24 protein-coding genes and 1 tRNA gene are annotated in these 24,296 nt (G+C 71.4%); 12 read left to right on the plus strand and 13 right to left on the minus strand.

Annotation, left to right across the window (positions count from 1 at the left end; genetic code table 11):
* Window positions 1-51: 51 nt before the first annotated feature.
* Window positions 52-1,488 carry a ribosome biogenesis GTPase Der gene (gene der / locus ACQPZW_RS38095; protein ID WP_433790868.1) on the minus strand — a complete coding sequence of 479 codons (1,437 nt, stop codon included), beginning with the start codon at window positions 1,486-1,488 and terminating at the stop codon, window positions 52-54.
* Window positions 1,485-2,165, minus strand: coding sequence for a (d)CMP kinase (gene cmk / locus ACQPZW_RS38100; RefSeq protein ID WP_433790869.1), 681 nt, complete (start codon window positions 2,163-2,165; stop codon window positions 1,485-1,487). The genes der and cmk overlap by 4 nt, the downstream gene beginning before the upstream one ends.
* Before the next feature lie 119 nt (window positions 2,166-2,284).
* On the opposite strand from cmk, the gene ACQPZW_RS38105 reads away from it, so the two are divergent.
* The 3 genes from ACQPZW_RS38105 (at window position 2,285) to ACQPZW_RS38115 (ending at window position 4,348) form a co-directional block, all read left to right on the plus strand.
* On the plus strand, window positions 2,285-2,947 hold the full coding sequence (locus ACQPZW_RS38105; protein ID WP_433790871.1) for an enoyl-CoA hydratase-related protein: 663 nt from the start codon (window positions 2,285-2,287) through the stop codon (window positions 2,945-2,947).
* 679 nt (window positions 2,948-3,626) lie between these two features.
* Window positions 3,627-4,004 (plus strand): HEAT repeat domain-containing protein, encoded by a 378-nt coding sequence (locus tag ACQPZW_RS38110; protein ID WP_433790872.1) that lies wholly within the window; start codon window positions 3,627-3,629, stop codon window positions 4,002-4,004.
* Window positions 4,001-4,348, plus strand: coding sequence for a hypothetical protein (locus tag ACQPZW_RS38115; RefSeq protein ID WP_433790873.1), 348 nt, complete (start codon window positions 4,001-4,003; stop codon window positions 4,346-4,348). The genes ACQPZW_RS38110 and ACQPZW_RS38115 overlap by 4 nt, the downstream gene beginning before the upstream one ends.
* 310 nt (window positions 4,349-4,658) lie before the next feature.
* Here ACQPZW_RS38115 and ACQPZW_RS38120 read toward each other — a convergent pair whose 3' ends face one another.
* The 4 genes from ACQPZW_RS38120 to ACQPZW_RS38135 form a co-directional block, all read right to left on the minus strand.
* Window positions 4,659-5,573, minus strand: a complete 915-nt coding sequence (locus tag ACQPZW_RS38120; RefSeq protein ID WP_433790874.1) for a DMT family transporter — start codon at window positions 5,571-5,573, stop codon at window positions 4,659-4,661.
* Window positions 5,574-5,637: 64 nt separating this feature from the next.
* Window positions 5,638-6,546, minus strand: a complete 909-nt coding sequence (locus ACQPZW_RS38125) for an LLM class flavin-dependent oxidoreductase (RefSeq protein ID WP_433790875.1) — start codon at window positions 6,544-6,546, stop codon at window positions 5,638-5,640.
* A gap of 108 nt (window positions 6,547-6,654) precedes the next feature.
* The gene (locus tag ACQPZW_RS38130) at window positions 6,655-8,094 is read right to left on the minus strand and encodes a diguanylate cyclase domain-containing protein (RefSeq protein ID WP_433790876.1); all 1,440 of its coding nucleotides are present in this window, start codon (window positions 8,092-8,094) and stop codon (window positions 6,655-6,657) included.
* Window positions 8,095-8,098: 4 nt separating this feature from the next.
* Window positions 8,099-9,262 carry an FIST signal transduction protein gene (locus tag ACQPZW_RS38135; protein ID WP_433790877.1) on the minus strand — a complete coding sequence of 388 codons (1,164 nt, stop codon included), beginning with the start codon at window positions 9,260-9,262 and terminating at the stop codon, window positions 8,099-8,101.
* Between the two features lie 346 nt (window positions 9,263-9,608).
* Between ACQPZW_RS38135 and ACQPZW_RS38140 the strand changes: the two genes are divergently transcribed.
* Complete coding sequence (locus tag ACQPZW_RS38140) at window positions 9,609-10,577, plus strand: arabinan endo-1,5-alpha-L-arabinosidase (RefSeq protein WP_433790878.1); 969 nt, start codon at window positions 9,609-9,611, stop codon at window positions 10,575-10,577.
* A 48-nt stretch (window positions 10,578-10,625) separates the two neighbouring features.
* Here ACQPZW_RS38140 and ACQPZW_RS38145 read toward each other — a convergent pair whose 3' ends face one another.
* Entirely contained in the window at window positions 10,626-11,579 is a 954-nt protein-coding gene (locus ACQPZW_RS38145) for a TIGR03619 family F420-dependent LLM class oxidoreductase (protein ID WP_433790879.1), read from the minus strand.
* Between the two features lie 136 nt (window positions 11,580-11,715).
* Between ACQPZW_RS38145 and ACQPZW_RS38150 the strand changes: the two genes are divergently transcribed.
* From ACQPZW_RS38150 to ACQPZW_RS38165, 4 genes are all read left to right on the plus strand, one after another.
* Complete coding sequence (locus ACQPZW_RS38150) at window positions 11,716-12,570, plus strand: DUF4142 domain-containing protein (protein ID WP_433790880.1); 855 nt, start codon at window positions 11,716-11,718, stop codon at window positions 12,568-12,570.
* Between the two features lie 152 nt (window positions 12,571-12,722).
* Window positions 12,723-13,436, plus strand: a complete 714-nt coding sequence (locus ACQPZW_RS38155; RefSeq protein WP_433790881.1) for a FadR/GntR family transcriptional regulator — start codon at window positions 12,723-12,725, stop codon at window positions 13,434-13,436.
* Window positions 13,433-14,260: a sterol desaturase family protein gene (locus tag ACQPZW_RS38160; protein WP_433790882.1), complete on the plus strand. Its 828-nt coding sequence runs from the start codon at window positions 13,433-13,435 to the stop codon at window positions 14,258-14,260. Before ACQPZW_RS38155 ends, ACQPZW_RS38160 begins: the two co-directional genes overlap by 4 nt.
* A gap of 8 nt (window positions 14,261-14,268) precedes the next feature.
* Window positions 14,269-14,844: a lysoplasmalogenase gene (locus ACQPZW_RS38165; protein ID WP_433790883.1), complete on the plus strand. Its 576-nt coding sequence runs from the start codon at window positions 14,269-14,271 to the stop codon at window positions 14,842-14,844.
* Between the two features lie 11 nt (window positions 14,845-14,855).
* Here ACQPZW_RS38165 and ACQPZW_RS38170 read toward each other — a convergent pair.
* The 3 genes from ACQPZW_RS38170 to ACQPZW_RS38180 form a co-directional block, all read right to left on the minus strand.
* Window positions 14,856-14,928: transfer RNA gene (locus ACQPZW_RS38170), tRNA-Cys, on the minus strand.
* A complete protein-coding gene (locus ACQPZW_RS38175) occupies window positions 14,919-16,094 on the minus strand; it encodes a hypothetical protein (protein WP_433790884.1) in 1,176 nt (391 codons plus the stop codon). The genes ACQPZW_RS38170 and ACQPZW_RS38175 overlap by 10 nt, the downstream gene beginning before the upstream one ends.
* Window positions 16,095-16,260: 166 nt before the next feature.
* Window positions 16,261-18,468, minus strand: coding sequence for an Hsp70 family protein (locus tag ACQPZW_RS38180; RefSeq protein ID WP_433790885.1), 2,208 nt, complete (start codon window positions 18,466-18,468; stop codon window positions 16,261-16,263).
* Window positions 18,469-18,883: 415 nt separating this feature from the next.
* On the opposite strand from ACQPZW_RS38180, the gene ACQPZW_RS38185 reads away from it, so the two are divergent.
* Window positions 18,884-19,237 carry a type II toxin-antitoxin system HicB family antitoxin gene (locus ACQPZW_RS38185; RefSeq protein ID WP_433790886.1) on the plus strand — a complete coding sequence of 118 codons (354 nt, stop codon included), beginning with the start codon at window positions 18,884-18,886 and terminating at the stop codon, window positions 19,235-19,237.
* Window positions 19,237-19,395: a type II toxin-antitoxin system HicA family toxin gene (locus ACQPZW_RS38190; protein WP_433790887.1), complete on the plus strand. Its 159-nt coding sequence runs from the start codon at window positions 19,237-19,239 to the stop codon at window positions 19,393-19,395. Before ACQPZW_RS38185 ends, ACQPZW_RS38190 begins: the two co-directional genes overlap by 1 nt.
* Window positions 19,396-19,506: 111 nt before the next feature.
* On the opposite strand, the gene ACQPZW_RS38195 is transcribed toward ACQPZW_RS38190, so the two are convergent.
* Both ACQPZW_RS38195 and ACQPZW_RS38200 read right to left on the minus strand, forming a co-directional pair.
* Window positions 19,507-19,860 (minus strand): DUF1304 domain-containing protein, encoded by a 354-nt coding sequence (locus ACQPZW_RS38195; protein WP_433790888.1) that lies wholly within the window; start codon window positions 19,858-19,860, stop codon window positions 19,507-19,509.
* A gap of 144 nt (window positions 19,861-20,004) precedes the next feature.
* Window positions 20,005-21,129 (minus strand): acyl-CoA dehydrogenase family protein, encoded by a 1,125-nt coding sequence (locus tag ACQPZW_RS38200; RefSeq protein WP_433790889.1) that lies wholly within the window; start codon window positions 21,127-21,129, stop codon window positions 20,005-20,007.
* 91 nt (window positions 21,130-21,220) lie between these two features.
* Here ACQPZW_RS38200 and ACQPZW_RS38205 point away from each other — a divergent pair, with 91 nt between their 5' ends.
* Entirely contained in the window at window positions 21,221-22,588 is a 1,368-nt protein-coding gene (locus ACQPZW_RS38205) for an aldehyde dehydrogenase family protein (RefSeq protein ID WP_433790890.1), read from the plus strand.
* Here ACQPZW_RS38205 and ACQPZW_RS38210 read toward each other — a convergent pair.
* Window positions 22,585-23,226, minus strand: a complete 642-nt coding sequence (locus ACQPZW_RS38210; protein ID WP_433790891.1) for a GntR family transcriptional regulator — start codon at window positions 23,224-23,226, stop codon at window positions 22,585-22,587. The genes ACQPZW_RS38205 and ACQPZW_RS38210 overlap by 4 nt on opposite strands.
* Before the next feature lie 147 nt (window positions 23,227-23,373).
* Between ACQPZW_RS38210 and ACQPZW_RS38215 the strand changes: the two genes are divergently transcribed.
* Window positions 23,374-24,291: an oxygenase MpaB family protein gene (locus ACQPZW_RS38215; RefSeq protein WP_433790892.1), complete on the plus strand. Its 918-nt coding sequence runs from the start codon at window positions 23,374-23,376 to the stop codon at window positions 24,289-24,291.
* Window positions 24,292-24,296 lie beyond the last annotated feature (5 nt).

The raw sequence follows: 24,296 nt of genomic DNA on the forward strand, positions 1-24,296 counted from the left end.
ATCCCGCCCGGAGCATCAGCCCCGCGCGACATCTCCTAAAGACTACCAACCTCACCCGTGGGCTTTTCCGCGACCCCCCGGGCCTGTCTTCTTTCTCGGCTTCACGGAGACCTCGATGGGGGTGCCCTCGAAGCCGAACTCCTCGCGCAGCTTGCGCTCGATGAAGCGCAGGTAACCCGCGTCGAACGGGCCCGTCGTGAAGAGCACGAAACGGGGCGGAGCCACGCCTGCCTGGGTGGCGAACAGGACTCGCGGAGCTCGGCCGCCTCGGACCGGGTGTGGTGTGGCCTGGGTCAGGGCGGTCAGCCACTGGTTGAGGGCACCCGTCGGGACTCGGGTCTCCCAGGATGCCAAGGCGCGGCGGATCGCGGGGGCCAGCTTGTCGACGGCGCGGCCGGTCTTGGCGGAGATGTTGACGCGGACCGCCCAGGTGACCCGTTTGAGGTCGCGGTCGATCTCCTTGTCCAGGTAGAACCGGCGGTCGGCGTCGACCAGGTCCCACTTGTTGAAGGCGATCACGAGCGCACGGCCGGCCTCGATGACCTGGGTGATCACGCGCTGGTCCTGCTCGCTGATCACATCGCCGGAGTCGAGCAGGACCACCCCTACCTCGGCGGCCTCCACCGCGCCGGCGGTGCGCAGGGAGGCGTAGTACTCGGTGCCGGACGCCTGGTGGACCCGCTTACGCAGGCCCGCGGTGTCGACGAACTGCCAGACCTCGCCGTCCATCTCGACCAGGCTGTCGACCGGGTCGACCGTGGTGCCGGCGACCGAGTCGACGACGGCACGCTCCTCCTTGGCAACCCGGTTGAGCAGGCTGGACTTGCCGACGTTGGGGCGACCGACCAGCGCCACGCGGCGCGGGCCCCGTGGACCGCCCTCGAGGACCGGCGGGGTCGGCGGCAACGCGTTCAGGATGTCGTCGAGGAGGTCACCGGAGCCGCGGCCGTGCAGGGCGGAGATGGGGTGCGGCTCGCCGAGGCCCAGGGACCACAGGTGGACGGCCTCGAGCTCGAGGTTCTGGTTGTCGGCCTTGTTGGCGACCAGGATCACCGGCTTGTGGCTGCGGCGCAGCATCTTGACGGCGGCCTCGTCGACATCGGTGGCGCCGACCGAGACGTCGACGACGAAGACGACCACGTCGGCGGTCTGGACGGCGATCTCGGCCTGCGCCGCGATGGCGGCGGCGCGGTCCTTGGCGTCGGGCTCCCAGCCGCCCGTGTCGACGACGGTGAAGCGGCGGCCGCTCCACTGGGCGTCGTAGGGCACACGGTCGCGGGTGACGCCGGGCTTGTCCTCGACGACCGCCTGGCGGCGGCCGATGATGCGGTTGACCAGCGTCGACTTGCCGACGTTGGGGCGGCCGACGACAGCGACGACCGGGACGGGACCGGAGAAGGGTTCTTCGGCAGCGGCGGAGCCGTCCGAAGCGAAGTCGAGCCCGCCCTCGAAGTCGTTGAGATCGAGGCCGGCGGGAAGTTCAGTCACTTACTTACCTTGCTGTTCAGCAGATGCAGGAGGTGGGCGACGACGTCGTCGATGCCCATGCCGGTGGTGTCGACCTCGACGGCGTCGGACGCCTGCTTGAGAGGGTCGACAGCGCGGCTGGAGTCGAGTTTGTCGCGGCGGGCCAGGTCGGCCTCGGTGGCCGCGACGTCGGTGGCGTCCTCGGCGCTGCGCCGGGCGGCGCGGGCGGCGGCGGACGCGGTGAGGTAGACCTTGAGGTCGGCGTCGGGGGCGACCACGGAGGCGATGTCGCGGCCCTCGACGATGATGCGCGGGTGGCCGGCGATGATGGCCTGCTGGAGGGCGACCAGCTGCTTGCGGACCGCCGGGACGGCGGCGACCGCGGAGACGGCGCCGGTCACCTCGGGACCGCGGATCGCCGCGTCGACGTTGGTGCCGTTGGCCGCGAAGTGCGGGGCCGCCGGGTCGGTGCCGATCGACAGCTCGGTCTCCAGCGCGATCTTGGCGATCGCGTCGGGGTCGGCCAGGTCGGCGCCGCCCTGGAGGACGGCCCAGGTGATCGCCCGGTACATCGCCCCGGTGTCGAGGTAGACGCCGTCGACCGCGGTGGCGAGTCGCCGGGAGACGGTGGACTTGCCCGACCCGGAGGGGCCGTCGACGGCCACCACACACTTCTCCGGACGTTCCTGAAACGTCACCGTTCCTCCTGAGGGGTTGCCACCGCCGAACCAACCCTCCCATTGTGCCGAAGCGCGTGGCCATCGACGAACCGGGGCCGGTCGGCTATGTTACCCATGAGTAACTAAGGAGGCCTGCCATGCCAACCCTGGACCGCCACGAAGACGTCTTCGTCCTCGATCTCGGCGACACCGAGAACCGGCTCCACCCCGATCTGATCGCCGCCGTCAACGGGCTCCTCGACGAGGTCGAGAAGGCCCCGTCCCCCGCCGCGCTCGTCACCACCGCCACCGGCAGGCACTACAGCCTGGGGCTCGACCTCGACTGGCTCATGACACACGCCGATCAGCAGGCGGCATACCTCAGCTCCGTACAACAGCTCCTCGCCCGCCTGTTGACGCTGCCCATGGTGACCGTAGCCGCCATGCCCGGCCACGTCTTCGCCGGAGGCGCCATGCTGTCGCTCGCCCACGACCTGCGTGTCATGCGCGCCGACCGCGGCTTCTGGTGCCTGCCGGAGGCGGACATCAACCTGCCCTTCACCCCCGGCATGAGCGCCCTCATCCAGGCCCGCCTCACCCCGCAGAACGCGCACGAGGCGATGGTCACCGCCCGCCGTTACGGCGGCCTCGAAGCCGCCGAACGCCACATCATCGACCAGGCGGTCCCGGCTGAATCAGTCCTCTCCACCGCGATCTCCCTCGCTCAATCGCAGGCCGGCAAGGCCGGCCCGACGCTCGGCACGATCAAGACCCGCCTGTACCCCGGCGTCCTGCAATCCCTCCGCTCCAACCAGCTTTAGCGGTACGCACCATGGGCCCCGCCCAGCGCAAGAGGCATCGACGCGTCACCCGAGGGCTGAGCAACGCCCCCGCAGCCCTCGGTGGCGATGCCCGCACCCACGCGCAAGCCGGGACCGCCGTGGCCGCGCACCGGCGACGGCGCAGCGTGGCACCGCCATCGGAGAGAACTCGCTGCTCAAGAGCGCAATGCCGTCAATGAGCCGGAGGAAGCGGGCATCGACCAGAACCGTCATGCCCCGATCCTGCCCGCCGGGTATGACATTTTTCCGGGCCGCACATCCAACCTCCGTCCGGGACTGGGACTCGCCGCCCGAACCCGAACCCGAACCCGAACGCAAACCGCTGCGCCCGCCTGGACAAGGACAAGGACAAGGAAACCGACCCGCCACGCACCCGAACAGCTGCGCATACGGCCCGGACAGGCCCCGAACCGCAGCCGACTGCTGCTCACCCGAGCCCGGACACGGACTCGGACTCGGACCGCAAACCCGTGCACGAGCGCCGACCCGCGAACGCGTGACGGGACCCGCGAGCGCGGACGCGGACGCGGACCCGCGAGCGCGCACGCAGACCCACCAGCGCGGACACAGACCCGCCAGCGCGGACGCAGAACCTCGCTCTGCAGGTCCGGAGAAATCACTGGAAGCAGTCGGCCGTCCCGCGGCAGACTCCACGTTCGTGGCAGACGACTTCGGGCAGCTGATCGCACTGTTGGACGGTGAGACGACCGACATCGCCGAGAACGCCAAGGTGGAGCTGATCTCGGTCGGCGGCCAGGTCGTCGAACCCCTCGCGGCTGCGATCGGGATGTTGGAGCCCTACGGACAGTTGTCCGCCATCGAGATCTTCGAGCACTTCGGCGACCGTGCCGCGGGACCGGCGCTGATCGGGCTGCTCGCGAGCGACAACAGCACTGTCCGGGAATGGTCGGCCCGTGCTCTCGGAGACCTCGGTGTCCATGAGGCGGTTCCGGCTCTGCAGGCCGCCTACCGGCGACACGGCTCAGCGGTGACGGACCGGACTGGTCCGAGGCGACCACGATTCGTCAGGCGATGACCGATCTCGGCGCGCGCCGAGAGGCCGTTCCCCCGCTGACCGCCTCGCTGCGGATGACCGGGGGGAAGATCGATCAGGCTTGGCCGTCCGCGGAGCTCACCACTGTCATCGACGACCTGGCCGATCATGATCAGGTGGTGCTCTACTTCCAACTCTGGCGGGTCGAGGCGAAGGGCGCCTACTGGACCGGCCACGAGAGCCTCGATGTCGAACTGGACCTCTCCCGGCCGTGGCGGCAGGTTGTCGAGGACGCCCGCGAGGCGGCGCTGATCGAGGCCACCGCCGTGACACCTCTGCCGAACCTCATCGCGACGATCGAGTGGATGGACCGCGCCGACCGGTGACCCCACGCTCGGCGTCCATCCGGGATGGCTCCGCCACCGGCACAGCCGGAGAGGTCCGGCCACAGCCGGAGAGGTTCAGCCCAGGCGGAGAGGTCCAGCCCAGCCGGAGAGATCCGGCACAGCCGAAGAGATCCGGCACAGCCGAAGAGATCCGGCCACAGCCAGGAGGTTCGGCCAAACCGAAGAAGTCCCCGGCCGCAGCCGGAAGGTCCGGCCACAGCGGGACTGGGGTCGGGTGCGATCTCGGCGGGACGAGGCGCGGCCCTGCTCGGATGCGTCAATGCCAGGGGCCGGGCACCGGCTCGACGTGTCAGCGGGACGTGGCCGGGTCCCGGTCGGGCGTGGCCTTGGGGCGGCTGCGGGAGACGGCGACACCGGCCAGGCACAGGGCGCCACCCAGCAGCGTCAGCCAGCCGGGGACCTCGCCGAGGACCAGCCAGGACATCACGACCACGACGGCGGGTACGGCGTACGTCGTGGAGCCCATTTTGCCCGCGGTCGTGCGGGCCAGCGCGTACGCCCAGGTCGTGAACGCGATGGCGGTGGGGAAGACGCCGAGGTAGACGACGTTGAGGGTGATTCGCAGCGGCGCGTCGGCCACGTCCGAGACCAGCTGGCCGGCGAACGGGAGGCACGCGATCGCGCCGATCACACAGCCGAACGTGGTGGCCTGCAGGGCGGTGGCGTGCTTGAGCGCGGGTTTCTGCGCGACGACGCCACCGGCGTAGGTGACGGCCGCCACCAGGCACAGGGCGACGCCGAGAATCGAGGTGCCGCCGCCACCGGACATCGAGAAGCCGACGACGACGGTGCCGGCGAACGAGACGGCGATCCCGGCGAGCAGCCGGGGCGGGAAGCCCTCGTGCAGCAGCCAGCCGGCGAGCAGGGCCATGACGGCCGGGCCGACGTTGACGAGCATCGCGGCGGTGCCGGCGTCGACCAGCTCCTCGCCCCAGTTGAGGGCGACCATGTAGAGGCCGAACCAGATCACCCCGGAGATGATGATTCCCGGCCAGGCGGGCCGCGGGGGCAGGCCCTGACGGCTGATCGCCAGGAAGATCAGCAGCGTGATCGCTCCGGCGAGCAGCCGCCCCAGGGCCAGCGAGCCCGGGGAGAAGTGCGGGGCCGCGGCGCGGATACCGACGAACGCGGACGCCCACAGGACGACCGTGACCGTTGCCGCGGCGATGGCAGCGCGCGATGGGCGTACCGAATCGGGGGTCATGGAAGCAAGCCAACCGTGCCGCGCGGCCGGGCGCTAGCGAGAATCGGACCTGGCGTTGCCCTTGTCACAGCAGGCCGAGGGCTTGCACGGCCTCGAAGGCGGGGGTACGCACGGCGTAGCGGGTGATGCCCCAGCGTTTCTCGTGGCGCCCGATGGAGGCCCGGATCTCGTCGACGGTGCCGATCAGCACGAAGGGGGCAGCCAGCAGATCAGAAACAGACATGCCGAGCTCTTCCGCGTGGGGCGCCGCGACCGTTTCGGCATCGTCGGTGATCTCCATGATCTGGACCAGGGCTTCCAGCGCGGGCGGCGCCGGACGGCTCGCGGCTCCGGCGGCGACCTGCTCGATCTGCGCGTCGATCTGATCGGGCCGCCAGCGGGCGGTGTGGTTGTGGCCGTCGGCGAGCGTGCGGCCGAACCCGGACAGGCCGACGATGTCGGCGTGCGCGCCGGCCCAGCGCAGCAGCCGGGAGTTCGAGGTGCCGAGCAGCAGGGGGACGCGGTCCTGGACGGGACGCGGTCTGTCGAGGCGGGCCTCGTGCGCGTCGAGATGCGGGGTGTGGACGGTGACGGTCTCGCCGGCCAGCAGTGCCCGCACGGCGTCGGCCACGGCGATGCAGCGGTCGACCCGGCCGGCGACGTCGGGGCGTTCGCGGCCGACCGCGAGCCATTCGGCCGGGGTGTGGCCGGCGCCGAGACCCACGCGGGCGCGGCCGGCGGAGACGACGTCGAGGGTGGCGACGTCGGTGGCGAGCAGGAGCGGTTCGCGGACGCCGGCGTTCGCGACGTAGGCGCCGAGGGTGATGCGGCTGGTCACGGCGGCCGCGGCGGCGAGGGCGACGTAGGGGGCGGCGCAGGAGCCGGGATGGTCGGCGGCCTGCAGGGTGTCGAAGCCGGCGGCTTCGGCGCGGCGGGCGAGGTCCAGCCAGGAGGCGGCGTCGGTGGGCTGCGCCTGCAGCGCGAAGGTGGTCACCGCCCGAGCGTCCCATCGGCCTTCCGGAGGGCCAAAGATTTCTGCGTACGGCAGACGCCGCACGGGACGCCCGCCGACGTAGGCCGGCCGAGCCCGACGGCCCCTGAGTCACACCGCCTGGGGGAGCTCGGGTCTCATGTCGGGCTCGAACTCCTGGTAGGTGCCCTTGTGGGTCTTCTTCGCCCGGTACATCGCCAGGTCGGCCTCCTCCAGGAGGCGTTCGGCGGAGCGGCCTCCGCTGTAGGCGACTCCCACGCTGGCCCGGGTGACGACGGTGCGGCCGGCGATGTCGTACGGGCGGGCGATCGCGTCGATGACCCGCTGGGCGATGTCGCGGGCCTGTTCACGATGGGTGAGCGGCTCCAGCAGGACGGCGAACTCGTCGCCACCGAGGCGGGCCGGCATGTCGGTGTCGCGGACGGCGGCGCGTAGACGGCCGGCGACCGCTCGGAGCAACTCGTCGCCGGCGGCGTGGCCGAGAGTGTCGTTGACCTGCTTGAACAGGTCCAGGTCGAGGTAGAGCAGGGCGGCGGCGCCGGCGGTGATGGTCTCCTCGACGCGGTGCAGGAACAGGGCCCGGTTGGGTAGGCGGGTCAGCGGGTCGTGCTGGGCCTCGTGCACGGCGGCGAGGGTGTGCGCGCCGGTCAGGGCGAGGCTGGCCTGCTCGGCGAAGGCGGCCAGCACGTCCCGCCGTTCCGCCTCTCGAACCACCGAACCCGCAGCAGCCGAAGGAACCGCAGCGGCCGAAGAGACGGCGACCGGCCCCGGGACGGCGCCGGTGGTGATGACCAGGGCGCCGGCCACGTCGCCGTTGATGTGGACCGGGGCGGCCTCCAGGTCGCCGCACGTGACGGGAGCGCCGGCGGTCACCGCTCGGTCGGCCGCGAAGGTCAGGCCCTCGCACGGGGCACCGCTGACCGAGGCGACCGCGCCGCGCAGGACCAGCGCCACCGTCACTCCGTCGAGCAGGCCCGCCGCGCCGGAGGTGATCATGTCGAGGACCTCGGCGAGCGGCTGCTGCCCGGCGGAGCGCTGGACGCGCAGCAGCGTCTCCAGCAGGCGTTCCCGGCGTTCGAGGGCTTCGACCAGCTCCAGCCGTGCGGCCGCCTCCCGTTCCTGGGCGAGACGCAGCTGCCGTTCGGCCTCCAGGGTGTGCAGGCCGCGCAGGGCCAGCCCGAGAACCCGGGCCATGCCCTGCAGCATCTGGCGTTCCTCGGCCGCGAACGGCTCGTCGGCGCGGGCCACGATCAGGCGGTCGGCGGACGGCGCGTCCCGGTCCAGGACGTGCACGGTGACGTGCATCGTCCCGGCGCCGGGGAACGTCGTCTCGTCGCAGCCGGGGCCGAGGCTGGTGAACAGCGACGACGTCGGGGCACGGCCGAGGCCGACGGACGCCGGCACCTGGTCGCCGCTGATCACCGCGGCGACCTCGGCGTCGGTGGCCTCGGTGGCACGCTGGACGGCGAGGCGCGCCGCGGTGGACACGGTTCCGGCGCGGGTGATGGCGCTGAAGAACTCGGTGAGCTGCAGGGTGGACCAGCCGGACATGACCTCAGCCGAGGGCCAGCGCGACGACGGTCAGGTGGTGCATGCCCTTGGCCTGTGGTTTGCGGACGATCTCGCCGTTGGAGTAGAAGCCGCCGTACGGCACCGGCTTGACCGCGTCGTGCAGGCGGGACGCGGCGAGGTCGGTGGCGTCGGGGCCGAGCGCGATCGAGCGTACGCAACAGTCGAAGACCAGCAGGCCCAGGGCATCCGAAGGAAGGCCGGAGGTGGCGGCGACCGCGGCGGCCGACGCGGCGTCGACGATCTGCTCCGGGTCGGCCTCCATGAACCAGACCATCGCGCCCTCGGGGGTGTCGGCGAGCCCGGAGATGGAGCGGGCGACCGGGTCGGCCTCGAAGATGACCCGGATGTCCTCGCCGGTGCGGCGGGCCAGTCCGAGCGGGCGGATGGTGGCGAAGGCGAGGAAGGCGGCCGGGTCGTCGGCGAGGGCCGGGTCGGCTCCGGTGCGGCGCAGGTAGACATCGAGGGCGGGTTCGCCGTCGAGCTCGAAGATGGTGCCGGACTCGCTGCGGGACACGAGCATCGGCTCGCCGGTCTTGCGCCAACCGTGGGCGATGCCGATGCCGAACGGGACCGGTGAGCCGAGGGCTGCGCCGAGGACCGCGTTCGGCAGGAGCTGCACGTCCGTACCGTCGCTGAAGAAGTGGAACGTGCCGGTCTGGGTGATGTCGTCGCCGGCGCAGCCGCCGACCAGGGGCACGAGGGCGCCGGACACGGTGTAGGCGCCGCGGACCATCTCCTGCTGGTCGCTGCTGCGGCCGTCGCCGAGGAGCAGGACGACCCGGTTCTCGGCGTCGACGTCGTCGAGGCAGGAGGCGGCGCGGATGCCGGCCTCGTACAGGTCGTCGACGTCGCGGGGGACGGCGCGCACCGAGGCCGTGTAGCCGCCGAGGGCGTTGACGACGACGCCGGCGCCGCGGCCGTCGGCGGTGAACTCACCCGACGTCGAGCAGCCGATCATGAGGACGTCACCGCCGGCCTCGGCGTGCACGGCGCGCGCCATCTCGAGGGTGGCGTGCGTGAGCGACGCGAAGACGATCAGCAGGTCGGCGCGCCGTCCGCCGAGCGCCGCCCGGCAGGCCTGGGCCCCGGCGGTCGCGGGGTCCGCCGCCAGGCTGCGTCCGGCTCCGAACCATCGATCCGCGCCCATGCTCACTCCCCCGGCTCCGCGGCTCGCCGTGCGAACCGTACGGGGGATGTTCGGCGGCTCGGTCCGGCTTTTTACATATTTTGTACGGCCTACCGGGGCCACTGTGGCTGTCCGACGCGACGAGGGCGGGACACCGGGCCACCAGCGCGTCTCACGGGCGGGGGCCGTTGGTCACCGCTGTGAACGCAACACAGTCGATCATGAGCAGGTGGGAGTCCACTATTGACTAACTTGTTGTGATCGTTAACATACCGTTAATCGGATAGACCCCGATGAGTACGTACCCCTCCGGCCGCGGGCTCCGTTCCCCGACGGGACCGCGCATCCCCCCGAAGGTGACATCCCCATGCGTATCCGCAGACTGCTCCTCGCCGGCGTGGCCGGCATCCTCACCCTCACCGCCGTCGGCGCCGCCCCCGCCCAGGCCGCCTACCCCAACCCGGGCGTCGTCACCGGCTCGACCAACGCCCACGACCCGACCATCGTGAAGCGCCCGGCCGGCGGCTACCTGCTGGCCACCACCGGCGACGGCATCACCCTGAAGACGTCACCGGACCGCACCGCCTTCGCCGACGCCGGAAAGGCGTTCCCGGGCGGCACGTCCTGGGCGAGCGCCTACACCGGCGGCAGCGCCAACCTGTGGGCGCCCGACCTGTCCTACCGCAACGGCAGGTACTGGCTGTACTACTCGGCCTCGACCTTCGGCTCCAGCAAGTCGGCGATCTTCCTGGCCACCAGCACCACCGGCGCGTCCGGCAGCTGGACCCACGTCGGCAAGGTGATCGAGTCGACCACCAGCAGCGGCTGGAACGCGATCGACCCGAACCTGACCGTCACCCCTTCCGGCGAGGCGTGGCTGACCTTCGGCTCGTTCTGGTCCGGCATCAAGATGGTCAAGCTGAACGCGGGCACCGGCCTGCGCGCCGACTCCACGATCCACAACATCGCCGAGCGGTTCGTGAACAGCAAGTCGGTCGAGGCGCCGTTCATCCACTACCGCAACGGCTACTACTACCTGTTCATGTCGTTCGACTTCTGCTGCCAGGGCGCGTCCAGCACCTACCGCACGATGGTGGCCCGCTCGACCAGCATCACCGGGCCGTACCGGGACCGGGCCGGCACCTACACCACGGCGGGCGGCGGCACCGAGATCCTCGCGTCGCACGACGGCATCCACGGCCCCGGGCACCCGGCGGTCTTCACCGACACCGACGCCACCGTGCTCGTCTACCACTACTACAACTCGTCCGGCACGGCGAAGCTCGGCATCAACCTGCTCGGCTGGGACTCCTCGGCCTGGCCGTACGTCTACTGACCGCACCGGCGCCGGCACCCCGAGTGGAGTGCCGGCGCCGTGGACGGTTCAGACTCCGGCGGAGCGCACGCCCTCGTACAGCTCGGCGGCCCGGTCGATCAGCTGCTTCACGTCACGCATCCCGGCCGGCAGCGTCAGGTAGACGTGGTCCGCGCCCGCCTCGGCGAACGCCGCCACGTCCGCCACCAGCTGCTCGATGCTCGCCGCGAACGGCTGCCGCGGCTCCAGCGACGTCTCGGTCACGCCGAGCACCCCGATCTGCACCGTGCAGGAGACCGGCGTCGTACGGCCCGCGGCGGACGCCATCTCCCCCAGCCGGGCCACCGTCGCGCTCACCTGCTCGGGCGTGACGCCGCTGGCCACCCAGCCGTCGGCCCGCTCGACCACCCGCCGCAGTGCCCGGTCGGCCCCGGCGCTCGCGCCGAGCAGCACCGGGATCGAGCCGGCCGGCTTCGGCCCGATGTCGGCCGCGCCCACCTCGTACCGTTTCGTGGAAAAGCTGACCGGATTCGGTCCCCAGACCGCCGCCGCGATGTCCAGGAAGTCGTCCAGCGACCGGCCCCGCTCGCTCAGCGGCACCGGCGCTCCGGCGGCGAACTCGTCGGGCGACCAGCCCACCCCGAGCCCGGCGACCAGCCGGCCACCACTGAACGCGTCGAGCGTCGCCAGCTCGCGGGCCAGCCGCAACGGCAGGTGCAGCGGCACCACCAGCACACCGGTGGCCAGTGTGATCCGCTCGGTCACGGCCGCCGCCGTACTGAGTGTGATCAGCGCGTCGGTCACCCCGCGGTAGATCTGCGGCCACTCCAGCCCGGGCACCCCGTAGAGGCCGTGCTCCCCGCTCTGGTCCTCGGGCACGAGCACCCGCTCGAACACCCACAGGCTGTCGTAGCCGATCTCCTCCAGCGCCCGGGCCGAGGCGACCACGTCCGCGCCGGGAGTGAACTGACTGAACTGGGGGAGGCTGACACCGAGTTTCACCATGCCCCGAAGATTCCACATCGGACGATTGTTCGCTGACTGCTTCCGGACAGAGGCGCTCCCACGGCTGTGAAGTTCTAGTGAATTCAGTTGATCCGATCGGCCCGGTAATCCGTGGTCATGGGCACGGGAGTCCCGCACAGTCATCACACAGGTCATGGAGGCACACGTGCTCGCCGTCGTCCGCATGTTCGCCTTGCCCCGCCGGCTGGCCGGGTTGCTCATCGCCGCGCTGGCGCTCGTCCTCTTCGACCCGCGGGCCGCGCTGGCCGCCGTCGAGCCGGGCGTTCCGGACCCGCCGAGCAACCTGCTCACCGACACCGGCAAAGGCAAGATGTCCGCCGCCGACAAGGACTTCGTGATCAAGGTGCGGCTCGCCGGCCTGTGGGAGATCCCGGCCGGTGAGATGGCCCAGGACAAGTCGAGGAGCAACCGGATCAAGGGCATCGGCGCGGACATCGCCGCGCAGCACAAGGTGCTCGACCAACTGACCCGGGCAGCGGCCAAGAAGCTCGACGTCGACCTCCCGGACGAGCCGAACGAGGCTCAGCAGGGCTGGCTGCAGGAGATGGAGGACGCCGCCGTCGGTGAGGACTTCGACCAGATCTACATCGACCGGCTCCGCGCCGCCCACGGCAACATCTTCCCGGCCATCGCCACCATCCGCACCACCACCCGCAACGACACGGTCCGCAAGCTGGCCCAGCGCGCCAACCAGTTCGTGATGACCCACCTGACCCTGCTGGAGAGCAGCAACATCGTCGACTTCGCGGCGCTGCCGACCGCCCCGCCGCCGAACGCGGCCCCGGCCAAGGCGGCCTCCTCGGCGAACCCGGTTCTGTCCGCGGCCGACGCGGCCGGCGGCAGCACCGGGTCGGTGAGCCTGCCGGTCATCGGCGGCATCGTGCTCGCGGCCGTGGCCGGCGGCCTGCTGATCACCCGCAGGATGATGAACGACCCGCGCCGCCGCTACCGCCAGCGCCGAGCGAGCAGCGACGGCTACGGCTATTGAGCGAGCGCAGATGAGGAGAGGGGGCCGAGGCCCCCTCTCTTTTTTGTCGGCCCAGGTCGAGACGCCCCCTCGACGGGGTCGCGGGAGCTGCTCTCCGCCTCAACTGGTCCAACCAGTTGACGGGTTGACGTGATGGCGGGCACACTGCCGCCATGACGTTCGCACCCCTCGACAGACAGTCCGTCTCCGATCAGGTGTTCGGCCGGCTGCGTGACGCCGTCCTCGGCGGTGGTTACGCGGCCGGCGACGCCCTGCCCGGCGAACGCGACCTGGCCGCCTCCTTCGGGGTCAACCGGCACGCGATCCGCGAGGCGCTGCGCCGCCTGCAACAGCTGGGCCTGGTCAAGGTCAGCCAGGGCGGCGCCACCCGGGTGCAGGACTGGCGGGCCACCGCCGGGCTCGACCTGGCCATGGCGCTCACCCGCACCGGCGACGTGCTGCCGGTTCCCACGCTGGCCCGCGACGTGATGGAGATGCGGGTGAGCATCGGCGCCGACGCGGCCCGGCTCTGCGCCCTCCGCGCGGGTGCCGGCGCGCGCGCCGCGGTCACCGCCGCCGTCGAGGACTACGCCGCCGCCGTTCCCGACCTGACCGCGATGGGCATGGCCGACCTGGCCGTGTGGCGGCGCATCATCGAGGGCTCCGGCAACATCGCCTACCTGCTGGCGTACAACAGCCTCACCGCCGGCGACCTGGCCGTCGGCCACGTGCCGCCGCACCTGCGGGCCGCCGAGCTGCTCGACGTCGCCGCCCACCGCCGCCTCGCCGCGCTGATCGACTCCGGTGACGCCACCGGCGCCGAACAGGCCGCCCGGGCGCTGCTCACCGCGCCGGTCGGCACCGAGACGAAGGCCGGGCACCGATGATCCCCGCCGTCCTCTACGCGGTCCCCGCGTTCCTGCTGCTGATCGTCATGGAGTTGCTGTCGTTCCGGTTCCTGCCCGACGACGAGGAACGCGGCTACGAGGCCCGCGACACCGCCACCAGCCTGTCCATGGGCCTGGGCAGCCAGATCATCGGCTTCCCGTGGAAACTGCTCACCGCCGTGGCGTTCGCCGGGCTCTACGTGATCAGCCCGTTCCAGCTCGACCCCACCGACTGGTGGGTGTGGGTGCTGCTGTTCTTCGCCGACGACCTGGCCTACTACTGGTTCCACCGGCTGCACCACGAGGTGCGGGTGCTGTGGGCCGGGCACGTGGTGCACCACTCCAGCCGGTTCTTCAACCTGTCGACGGCGCTGCGGCAGAGCTGGACGCCGATGACCGCGCTGCCGTTCTGGCTCGGGCTCGCGGCGCTCGGCTTCCCACCCTGGATGATCTTCCTGCAGCAGTCGATCAGCCTCGGCTACCAGTTCTTCCTGCACACCGAGCGGATCGACAGGCTGCCCCGGCCGATCGAGTGGTTCTTCAACACCCCGTCGCACCACCGGGTGCACCACGGCTCCAACGACCCCTACCTCGACCGCAACTACGGCGGCATCCTGATCGTCTGGGATCGGCTGTTCGGCAGCTTCGAGCCCGAGGGCGAGAAGGTCGACTACGGGCTGACCAGCAACATCCAGACGTACAACCCGCTCAAGGTGGCCACCCACGAGTATGTGGCGATCTGGCGGGACCTGCGCGGCGCGACGACGTGGCGGGACCGGGCCGGATACCTGTTCGGGCGGCCCGGCTGGCGGCCCACGACATGATCCTCCGGTTGTTCCTCGCGGTCGCGGCAGCCGAGATCGCCGCCGTGGCCGCCGACTGGACGGTTCTGCAGTGGCTGACGAAACCACTGCTCGGGCCACTGCTGATCGCCTACCTGCTCCAGCGTGGACGACGCGACGCGGTCACCGTGGCACTCGGGTTCGCCACGGCCGGGGACATCGCGCTGCTCGTGCCGGGACAGGCCGCGTTCCTGACCGGGATGGGCTTCTTCCTCGGGGCGCAGCTCTGCCTCGTCACGGCGTTCCGGCCACTGCGGCGACCGTTCGTGATCGTCTACGGGCTGCTCTGGGCACTGGCCAACGTCCTGCTGTGGGAGCGGTTGGGTGCTCTGGCCGTACCCGTGCTGATCTACAGCCTCGCGCTGACCATGATGGCTGCGGCAGCGGCCGGGATCTCCCGGCGTGTCGCCCTCGGTGGCCTGCTCTTCCTCGTCTCCGACCTGCTGATCGGGCTCGGCGCGGCCGGTCTGCGGCCGCCCGCGCACGGCGTCGCCGTGATGACGACCTACGCCGCGGCGCTCTACCTGATCACCACCGGCTGGGTACGCACGAGGCGCCCCACCTGACGAACGGGGTGCGGGCCCTGCCGGATTCGAACCGGCGTCCTTCGGCTGTGCAGGCCGACGCGACGACCTCTGCGCTACGAGCCCGCACCTGCCGAGATCATATCCGCGAGTTCTCTCAGGACGGTCGCCCGGTCGCGCATCCGCTGATCCCCCGAGCGGTCCGCGGCGAGCGCGGCCTGCGCCGCCAGCATCCGCAGCCGGGGCACGAGCGCCCGCGCCTCCGCACCCTCCCCCGACGACGGCATCCGGGCCGCCAGCAGCCGCAACACCTCCGGATCGTCGTTGTCGATCGCCCCGCCGACCGCGTCCGCCGTGACCACGGCACCCCGCTCCAGCAGCGCCCGCGCCAGCTCGGCGGTCACCGCGTGCGCGCCGGTCCGCAGCGTGTTCGTCACCGGCACACTCCGGCCCAGCAGCCCCTCGGCCGCCTCCAGACGCCCGTTGACCAGGGCGATGTCGATCGCGGTGAGCCCACCCCGGACTGGCTCGGCCAGATCACAGCCGGCCGCCCCGAGACGCTCCAGCAGCATCAGGTCACCGGCCGACGCCGCCCGATCGAGCGCCAGCCGCCGCAACCGCGGCTCCCCCGCGAGCGTCCCCGCGGCCAGCGCCGCATGCCAGTCCAGCACGGCCCCGCGCACCAGGTCACGCAGCTTCCCGGCGACCACCGGCTGATCCCCGGCCAGCTCGTCGATCGCATCCCGCAGGTCGGCCCCCGCGTCGGCGTCGCCGCCCGCCCACGGATCGTCCTCCAGCGCCAACTGCCCGAACAGCGCCCGCACATCCGCCGCGAGCCCGTCCGCCCGATCACCGACGGTCAGCTCCCACCCCGGCGGAAGGCCCTGCTGCCAGTAGACGACCCGCCCGTGCTCCGGACCCGCCAGGGTGTCCACATAGATCCGGTCCAGGTACTCGAATCCGCCGAACGGCAGGAACCGCACCGTCCCGGACGTGGCCTCGTGGTCGATCCAGCCCCACAGGTCCTGATAGCCGTCCGACCCCGGCCAGAACAGCTCGGTGAACGAGATCTGCCCGTCGAGCTGGTAGTCGATCCGCCCACCGAAGCTCACCCGCCACAACGCGACCAGCGCCTCCGGCAGCGGCCCGGCACATCGCGCCGTCACCGCTGCGAGCACCTCGTCGTCCACCGGCGGCTGCGCGTCGAGGATCAGCCGGTCCGCGAAGACGGCGATCCCCGCCTCGCCGGCGATCCGCCGATCCTTGTCATCGAGCAGCGTCGCTGCATCCATGGGCTCACCATAGCCAACATCCTTTCCCGGTACGGGCCACCCCGCCCGCCGAGACCACGCCGCCCCGGACCACCGCGCGGCGTCCGCCCGGTTCAGGCCCGCAGCGCGCCTCACGGGCGGAAGCGACCGGTCACCGTCACCCCTCCCACGTGGCACCCTCAGGTGATCACTCGCGGACGATCGGGATGCAGTTGCCGGTGTGGTAGCTGCCGTCGGCGGCCAGGGCCAGGCCGTGACCGGACCTGGCGATGCGGGCGCACACCTTCGTGGCGGCGCCGACGGCCTCGAAATCCTGATCGGTGACGCGGCGGACCGACGGCTCCCGGTCCTCGTAGTAGTACTTGCCGTGGGCGGTCGCCTGGCTGCCCATCGTCGATTCCTTCGGGGACTGCCCGTCACCGCCGTAGACGTGCAGGTGGAAGCCCTCCACCGTGTCCGGGTCCTCGCCGTTCCACTCGGCCTCGTACCAGAGGGTGAACCGACCGTCCCGGATCGTGGCCCGAGTGAGACAGACCCAGCGGGGGCTCTGCTTCATCTGGTCGGTGCACACCTCGTCCGCGGGCGACGCGGCTGCGGGCGTGCTCGCCGCGGCACTCGGCGTCCCGCCCGCACCGGCCGGGCCCGGGCTGTGCGACATGCTGTGCGGACTCGCACCCGCGGCGCTCGGTGTCTCCGGATCCTTCTTCTCGTCGTCGCTGAGCCGGCCCAGCGCCCAGGCAGTGCCGGCGACACCGGCCATCATCACCACCACCAGCGCCGCCACCATGATCGTCCCGAGTGACCGGCCCGGCGTCCCCGCCGGAACCCTGGCCCCGGTCGTCCCCGCCCCACCGGTTGCATCGCCACCGCCGGCCGCCGCTCCCACACCGCCCGACGCTCCCACACCGCCCGCCGCTCCCGCCGGGATCGCGCCGCTCAGCGCCCGGACGTCCACGCCCGGGTCGGGTGCTACCAGTCCCGGGCCGGCCTGATTGGGCACTACCGATCCCGGGCCGGCCTGGCCGGGTACTACCGATCCCGGGCCGGCCTGGCCGGGTACTACCGATCCCGGGCCGGCCCGGTCGGGCACTACCAGTCCCGGGCCGGCCTGGTCGGGGCCCGGCACTCCCGCGCCCGCCGGGTGTGGCTCCGCGGCCCTCCCGCCGGTGGGATCGGGCGCGGCGTCTCCCGAGGCGGTCACGTCCGGCACGCCTGAGGATGCGGAGATCGCGGGCGCGACGCTGGGGGGCCAGGCCCCGGCGACGGCCGCCGCCTCGCCCGTGGCCCAGGGGTCGACCGCGGCGGGCAGGACCAGTGCCGTGCCGGCCTCGGAGATCTCCGCTCCGGCCTGCCAGGCGGCACCGAGCGCCACGGCGTGTTTGGGGTGCGCGTCGACCGCCACCGGGCGGCCCAGCTCCGACTCGACCATCTGCGCCACCAGCGGGATCCGCGACGAGCCGCCCACCAGCAGCACCGCGTGCAGGTCGGCCGGCTCGATCCCGGCCGACCGGATCGTCCGGCGCAGCACCTCGATCGGGCCGTGCAACACCGGGCGCACCATCGACTCCAGCTCGGCGCGGGTGATCCGGACCTCGGTGGTGAGCTCCGGCAACAGCACCGGGATCGTCGCGTCGGTGTCCGCCGACAGCGCCTCCTTGGCCTGCACGCACTCCTCACGCAGGCGGGCGACCGCCGAGACGACAGCCGGGTCGTCCTCGTCGAGTGACTCCAGGGCTCCACCGAGCGCCCCGGAGACGTGCGCGAAGACCGCCGCGTCGAAGTCGACCCCGCCGAGCCGCTCGATCCCCTCGGGTCTGCCGATCAGCTCGAACCCGCCGACGGTCTTGCGCAGCACCGCCGCGTCGAAGGTGCCCCCGCCCAGGTCGTAGACGGCCACCGTGGCGCCCGGCTCCAGCCGCTGCTGCCGCGCGTAGAAGACCGCCGCCGCCTGCGGTTCGGTGACCAGCTGGACCGGCTGCTCGATGCCGGCGAGGCGGATCACCTGGTACATCAGATCGATCTTGAAGGGTCCCCAGTTCGCGGGATGCGACACGCAGATCCGGGACGGCTCGGCGCCCTCACGCTTCACCACCTCGTCGACGACGGCCCGCAGCATCCGGGCCATCAGCGCCTCCGCCGAGTACGGCACCCCGCCGAGCAGGATCGGGACCGGATCCCCCAGGCGCCGCTTGAACTCGCGGGCCACCCGATGCGGCTCGGTCAGCCCTCGCCGCCCGGCGATCTCCCCGGTGAGCATCGTCTCGTCGTCGCGCAGCAGCACCACCGACGGAATAGCCGCCGTCCGGCTCCCGAGCGTGGCGATCTCCACGTGCCCGTCCCGCCAGACCGCCGCGGCGGTGTAGGTGGTTCCCAGGTCGATACCGAGCGCATACATCCCGAGTTGACTCCGGATCCGGTCGAGGGCGCCACGAGCGAACGGGGAGCCGATCAGACCGAGACCGGCACGGGGTCCGCCTCGGTTCCCCCAGGTGGGGGCTCCCAGAATAGGGCCAGCCGATCAGCGGCCGCCCCCGGGAGATTCCGTTGCGCGTGCTGCTCCCCCGTTCAGGGACGGGGGAGCAGGCGTCGAGGGGTCGGGATCAGGGAGCCGGCCGCCCTTCGAGGTCGACGAGCCCACCCTGGCCGGTGAGGACGGCCTCGACGGTCGCGATCGGCCCACACTCCCCGCCGGGGACGGTGGTCGTCAGCGTGTCGGTTCCCGGCAGCAGATCGAAGAAGGTGAAGCCGCCCCCTCGTTGGTCGTCGTCTGCTCTCCGCCCGGCTCACGGTGAGCAAACATGCAGCCTCCGGTGATCCAGATCGGACAGCCGGGTCAAGCAATCACGGTCAACCAGGTAAAGACACGTCAGCCCGGAGCCCACCGGCTGGGCCCCGACTCGAACCCGGGCGCGTGCTGTCGGACGATGACGGAATCGCGCTATCGTGACCGCATGGCGGAATCTCGCACAGTGACTGTGCCCGTCGTCGTCGAACGCGACGAGGACGGCGTGTGGTGCGCCCATGCCCAGTTGCGCCCAGGAGTCGGTGCCCATGGCGAGGGCGACACCGAGGAGGCCGCGCTGGAAGACCTCCGCACGGCGCTGACAGGCCTCATCGAGGAGTTCGGCATTCCACGCGAGCTCTCCATCACCGTCGCGGCCTGATGCCGCCGATTCCATCCGTCTCCGGCAGTCGCATCGTCCGCGCGTTGGAGAGACACGGCTTCAAGGTGGCGAGGGTGGCCGGCAGTCATCACATCCTGCGTCACCCGGATGGGCGGGGCACCACTGTTCCGGTCCACTCCGGTCCACGGCAACCGTGACGTCGCCAAGGGCACCTTGCGGGGCATCCTCAGCGACGTCGGCATGACGATCGACCAACTCGCTCCCTGATCCACCGACAGCGCCGGATTCCGGGAGCCGGGGTCGGGCGGTCAGTGGGCCAGGATCGTGGGGATCAGGGCCAGGACGGCGGGGACCGTCTGGATGTAGATGATGCGGCGGCTGGCGGTCAGGGCGCCGACGACGCCGGCGATCGCCACGCAGACCAGGAAGAAGACGATGGGGGCGAAACCTCCGCCGAGCAGGCCCCAGATCAGGCCGGCGGCCAGGAAGCCGTTGTAGAGGCCCTGGTTCAGGCCGAGGACCTTCGTCTGCTCGGCGAACTCGGGGGTGAAGCCGAACGCCTTGCGACCCTGCGGCTTGGTCCAGAGGAACATCTCCAGGACCGCGATGTAGACGTGGATCAGTGCCACGAGGGCGGCCAGGACGTTCCCGATGATCAGCATTGCTGGAGACTACCTGGGGCGGTGACCACCGCATTCAGCCCGCAGCGGGCGCTGCGGGCCGGACCGTCGGATCACGTCGCCGGGGAGCTGCGGGACAGTCCGGGTCTGCGGTTGTGGGCCGGCCGGACCGTACCGCACAAGGGGTCAAAGGCCGTAGGTCTTGCCGATGATGTCTCGCTGGATCTCGCTCGTGCCGCCGTAGACGGTGGAGACCAGGGTGGCGCGGACGTGGCGTTCCATGTCGTATTCGGTGGCGTAGCCGTAGCCGCCCATCATCTGCATGCCGGCCAGCGCGACCTGGCGGGCGACCTCGGTGGTCTTGAGCTTGACCATGCTGCTCTCGCGGGGGAGGACCCTGTGCGGATCGCGGTCGGTGAGGGTGGCGACCCGGTGGACCAGCAGGCGGCAGCATTCGATCTCGGTGGCCAGGTCGGCGACCCGGTGGCGTAGCACCTGGAAGGAGCCGACCGGGCGGCCGAACTGTCTCCGCTGCCTGATGAAGTCGAGGGCGTCGTCGAAGGCACGCTGGGCGGTGCCGAGCATCAGGGCGGCGAGGATGAGCCGTTCGACGTTGAGGCCGGCCATCAGCTGCTGCCAGCCTTTGTCGATCGTGCCGACGACGGCGTCGGCGGGCAGGCGGACGTCGGTGAAGTAGAGGTCGTTGACCTCCTTGCCGCCCATCGTCTCGATGCCGTTGATCCGCAGGCCGGGGGCGTCGGCGGGGACCAGCAGCATGGTCAGGCCGGCGTGTTCGCCGGGGCTTCCGGAGGTACGGGCGACGAGCAGGACGGCGTCGGCGATGTGCGCGTTGGAGCACCACGTCTTCTGGCCGTCGACGATCCAGCCGTCGCCGGTGCGGACCGCCCGGCAGGACAGGTTGGCGACGTCGGAGCCGGCCTCGGGCTCGGACATGGCGATCGCGTAGACACGGCCGTCGACGAGCCCACCGAGGACTGTCTTCTTCTGCTCGGTGGAGCCGGAGCGCTGCACGGCGGCGGCGACGATGGCGCTGGTGGTGAAGCCGCCGACCGGGGCCTGGCCGTAGGCGACGCGCTCCAGGAACAGGCAGGTGTCGAGCATGCCGGCGCCGGAGCCGCCGTACTCCTCGGGAACGGTGACGCCGAGCCAGCCGAGGTCGGCCATCCTGCGGTACAGGCCGGGGTGGTGCGGGCTGTCGCCGCGCTGCTCGCGGGTGCCGGCCTCGCGGCGGCAGAAGTCGTCGACGGCCTCCGTGAACGCCTTCTGCTCGTCACTGAGATCGATGCTCATTTCGTCACCCTTCGGGAGTACTCGCAGGTGAAGCGCCATGTTGACAGCGACCGTAACATATCAAATATCAAATCTTAGCCCGGGAGCAACGATGACCGAGGTTCAGGCAACAGTCGAGAGGGCCCGGTCGGCCGCACGCTGGTGGGGCGGTCTGGGCCACAACGGACGCCGCGCCCGGCTGCTGGCCTGGAAGCGGCACATCGCACGGCAGATCAGCGAGCTCGCGGCCCTGGTGGCCGAGGAGACCGGCAAATCACCCGACGACGCTGCTCTCGAGGTGATGCTCGCCGTCGAGCACCTGGACTGGGCGGCCCGCAACGCCGGCAAGGTGCTGGGACGGCAGAGGGTGCCGAGCGGGATGCTGGCGGCCAATCACGTGGCGACGCTGGAATACCTGCCGCTCGGCGTGATCGGGGTGATCGGGCCGTGGAACTACCCGGTCTACACGCCGCTGGGCTCGGTGTCGTACGCGCTGGCCGCCGGCAACGCCGTGGTGCTCAAGCCGAGTGAGCACACGCCGCGCACCGGGGCGTGGCTGGCCGACGCGTGGGCGGCCGCGGTCCCGGGCGAGCCGGTGCTGCAGACGGTGCTCGGCGACGGGGCGGTCGGGGCCGAGCTGACCCGGTCGGGAGTGGACAAGATCGCGTTCACCGGGTCGGCGGCGACCGCCCGCAAGGTGATGGCGACGTGCGCGGAGACGCTGACGCCCCTGGTCGTCGAGGGTGGCGGCAAGGACGCGATGATCGTCGCGGCGGACGCCGACCTGGACGCGGCGGCGCGGGCGGCGGCGTTCGGCGGGTTCGGCAACGCGGGGCAGACGTGTGCGGGCGTGGAGCGGGTCTATGTCGAGCGTGCGGTGTATCCGGAGTTCCTCGATCGACTGAGTGGCCTGGTTCCCGGGCCGCAGCTGATGACCACCCCGGAGCAGCCGTCGATCGTGCGCGCGCACGTGGATGACGCGCTGGCCCGTGGCGGCCGGGTGGTGGTCGGCGGCCCGTCGGATGCCTCCTCACCCGTCGCGGCGGTGATCTTGGCCGAGGTCCCCGAAGACAGCCTGGCGGTCACCGAGGAGACGTTCGGGCCGACGCTGGTGGTCAACCCGGTCGACAATGTGGACGAGGGGATCCGCCTGACAAACGCCTCGAAGTACGGACTTGCTGCTTCGGTTTTCTCCAAGGACTCCCACCGGGCCACCGGGATCGCCCGGAGACTGCGCACCGGCGCGGCCTCGGTCAACGCCGTGCTCGGCTTCGCCGGGGTGCCGTCACTGCCGTTCGGCGGAGTCGGCGACTCCGGGTTCGGGCGCATCCACGGGGCCGACGGGCTGCGCGAGCTCTCCCGGGCGCAGGCGGTCACCCGGCAGCGGTTCGCCGCGCCGATGGACCTGATGCGGCTGGACCGGGATCCGAAGGTGATGCGGCGGGCGCTGAAGCTGTTCCACCTCCGGCACGGCCGCTAGGAGTCCCAGATGCCCAGGTCGTCGAGGTGCTTGACCAGGCGCTCCGCCCCGTCGGTGAAGTGCCTGGTCATCGCCGTGCGCGCGGCGTCCGCGTCGGCGGCGGCGAAGGCGGCGAGCACGGCCTCGTGATCGGCGCGCATGCCCTCACGCCAGCCCGGGTCGGCCGAGTAGACCCGGGCCGGGGTGTAGCGCGTGGCGGTGTGCAGGAACCAGCTGAGCTTGCGCGAGCGCGACATCCGGTTCACGGCGCGGTGGAACTCGTACTCGTAGGTCTCCACGTCGGCCGCCCGGCGGGCGCGGGCCACCTTGCTGTGCGCGACCCGCAGCTCGGCGAGGTGGGCCTCGCCGATCCCGGTGGCGACCCGGGCGGCCAGCTCGCCGGCGATGTCGCCCTGCAGCTGGAAGACGTCGAGGATGTCCTGCCGGGAGAGCGGCGCCACCACGTAGCCCTTGCGGGGCTCCAGCTCGACCATGTCCTCGCCGCGCAGGGTGAGCAGTGCCTCGCGGACCGGGGTGATGCTGACGCCGAGGCCCGCGGCGACCTCCTCGAGACGGATCCGCGCGCCGGGCCGGAGCTCCCCGGACATGATCCGCGCGCGCAGGGCGCCGGCGACCTCCTCGGACAACAAAGCCCTCACCTCTCGCTTTACGGGCCGTCACCGTATCAAATATCAAAAAAGAGGAAGGGTGACCGATGCGCCTCGCAACGACGCTGATGTATGCCGGGTCCACGGGCGACCGCCGACACGGTGGCCGGGCGGAGCTGAAGGAGTTGATCAGCTGAGATGGGACGCTACGACCTGCGGGACCGGATCGCGGCGCTCGATCCGGAGGCCGACCACCTGGAGATCTACCAGCTCTCGTCGGGACGGGAGTTCCCCTGGGACTACACGCGGGCGCTGGAGTTCGCGCTGTTCCGGACGTACTGCGTGCCGAGCATCTCCAAGCTGCTGGCGGCGACCGGGGAGTTCCGGGACCGGCCGCAGCGGCGTTATGACGACACCGCCCTGTTGATGGCGGAGATGGCGGCCCACGGGTACGACTCGGCGCGGGGCAGGGACGCCCTTCGTGTGGTCAACCGGGCGCACGGCCGGTATGCCATCACCAACGACGACATGTTGTACGTCCTGTCCACTTTCGTCTACGACCCGATCGACTGGCTCTCGCTGTACGGCTGGCGGCCGCTGCATGAGCACGAGAAGCTGGCGGCGTTCCACTACTACCGCGCGGTGGGCGCACGGATGGGCATCAGCGACATCCCCGGCGATTACGATTCGTTCCGCCGGTTCAAGGCCGAGTACGAGGAGCGCCACTTCACGTATTCGGATACGAATCGCGAGATCGGCCACTACACGGTCGAGCTATTCGCCGCCTGGTTCCCTCGGATCGCCAGGCCCGCGGTGCGCCTCGGCGTCCGGGGCATGCTCGACGACCGGATGTTGCGGGCCTTCGGCTTCGACCCGGCGCCGCGCTGGGTCGGAATCCTCGCCTCCCTGGGGCTGCGCGCCCGCGCCCGGGCGCTGCGGTTCTTCCCACCGCGCCGGGAATCGGTCCTGGGCAAACCGCAGCGAAACCGTACGTATCCCGGATACCCTTCCGGCTATCAGCCGTCCGACCTGGGCGCCCCACCCCCACCCGACGACCTTCCGGCCGAGTTCCGGAGGTCATCACGTCAGGGTCAGGGGAATATTGACATGACCTGATGCAT

Source organism: Actinoplanes sp. CA-252034 (genome assembly GCF_050956125.1).
Taxonomy (GTDB): Bacteria; Actinomycetota; Actinomycetes; order Mycobacteriales; family Micromonosporaceae; genus Actinoplanes.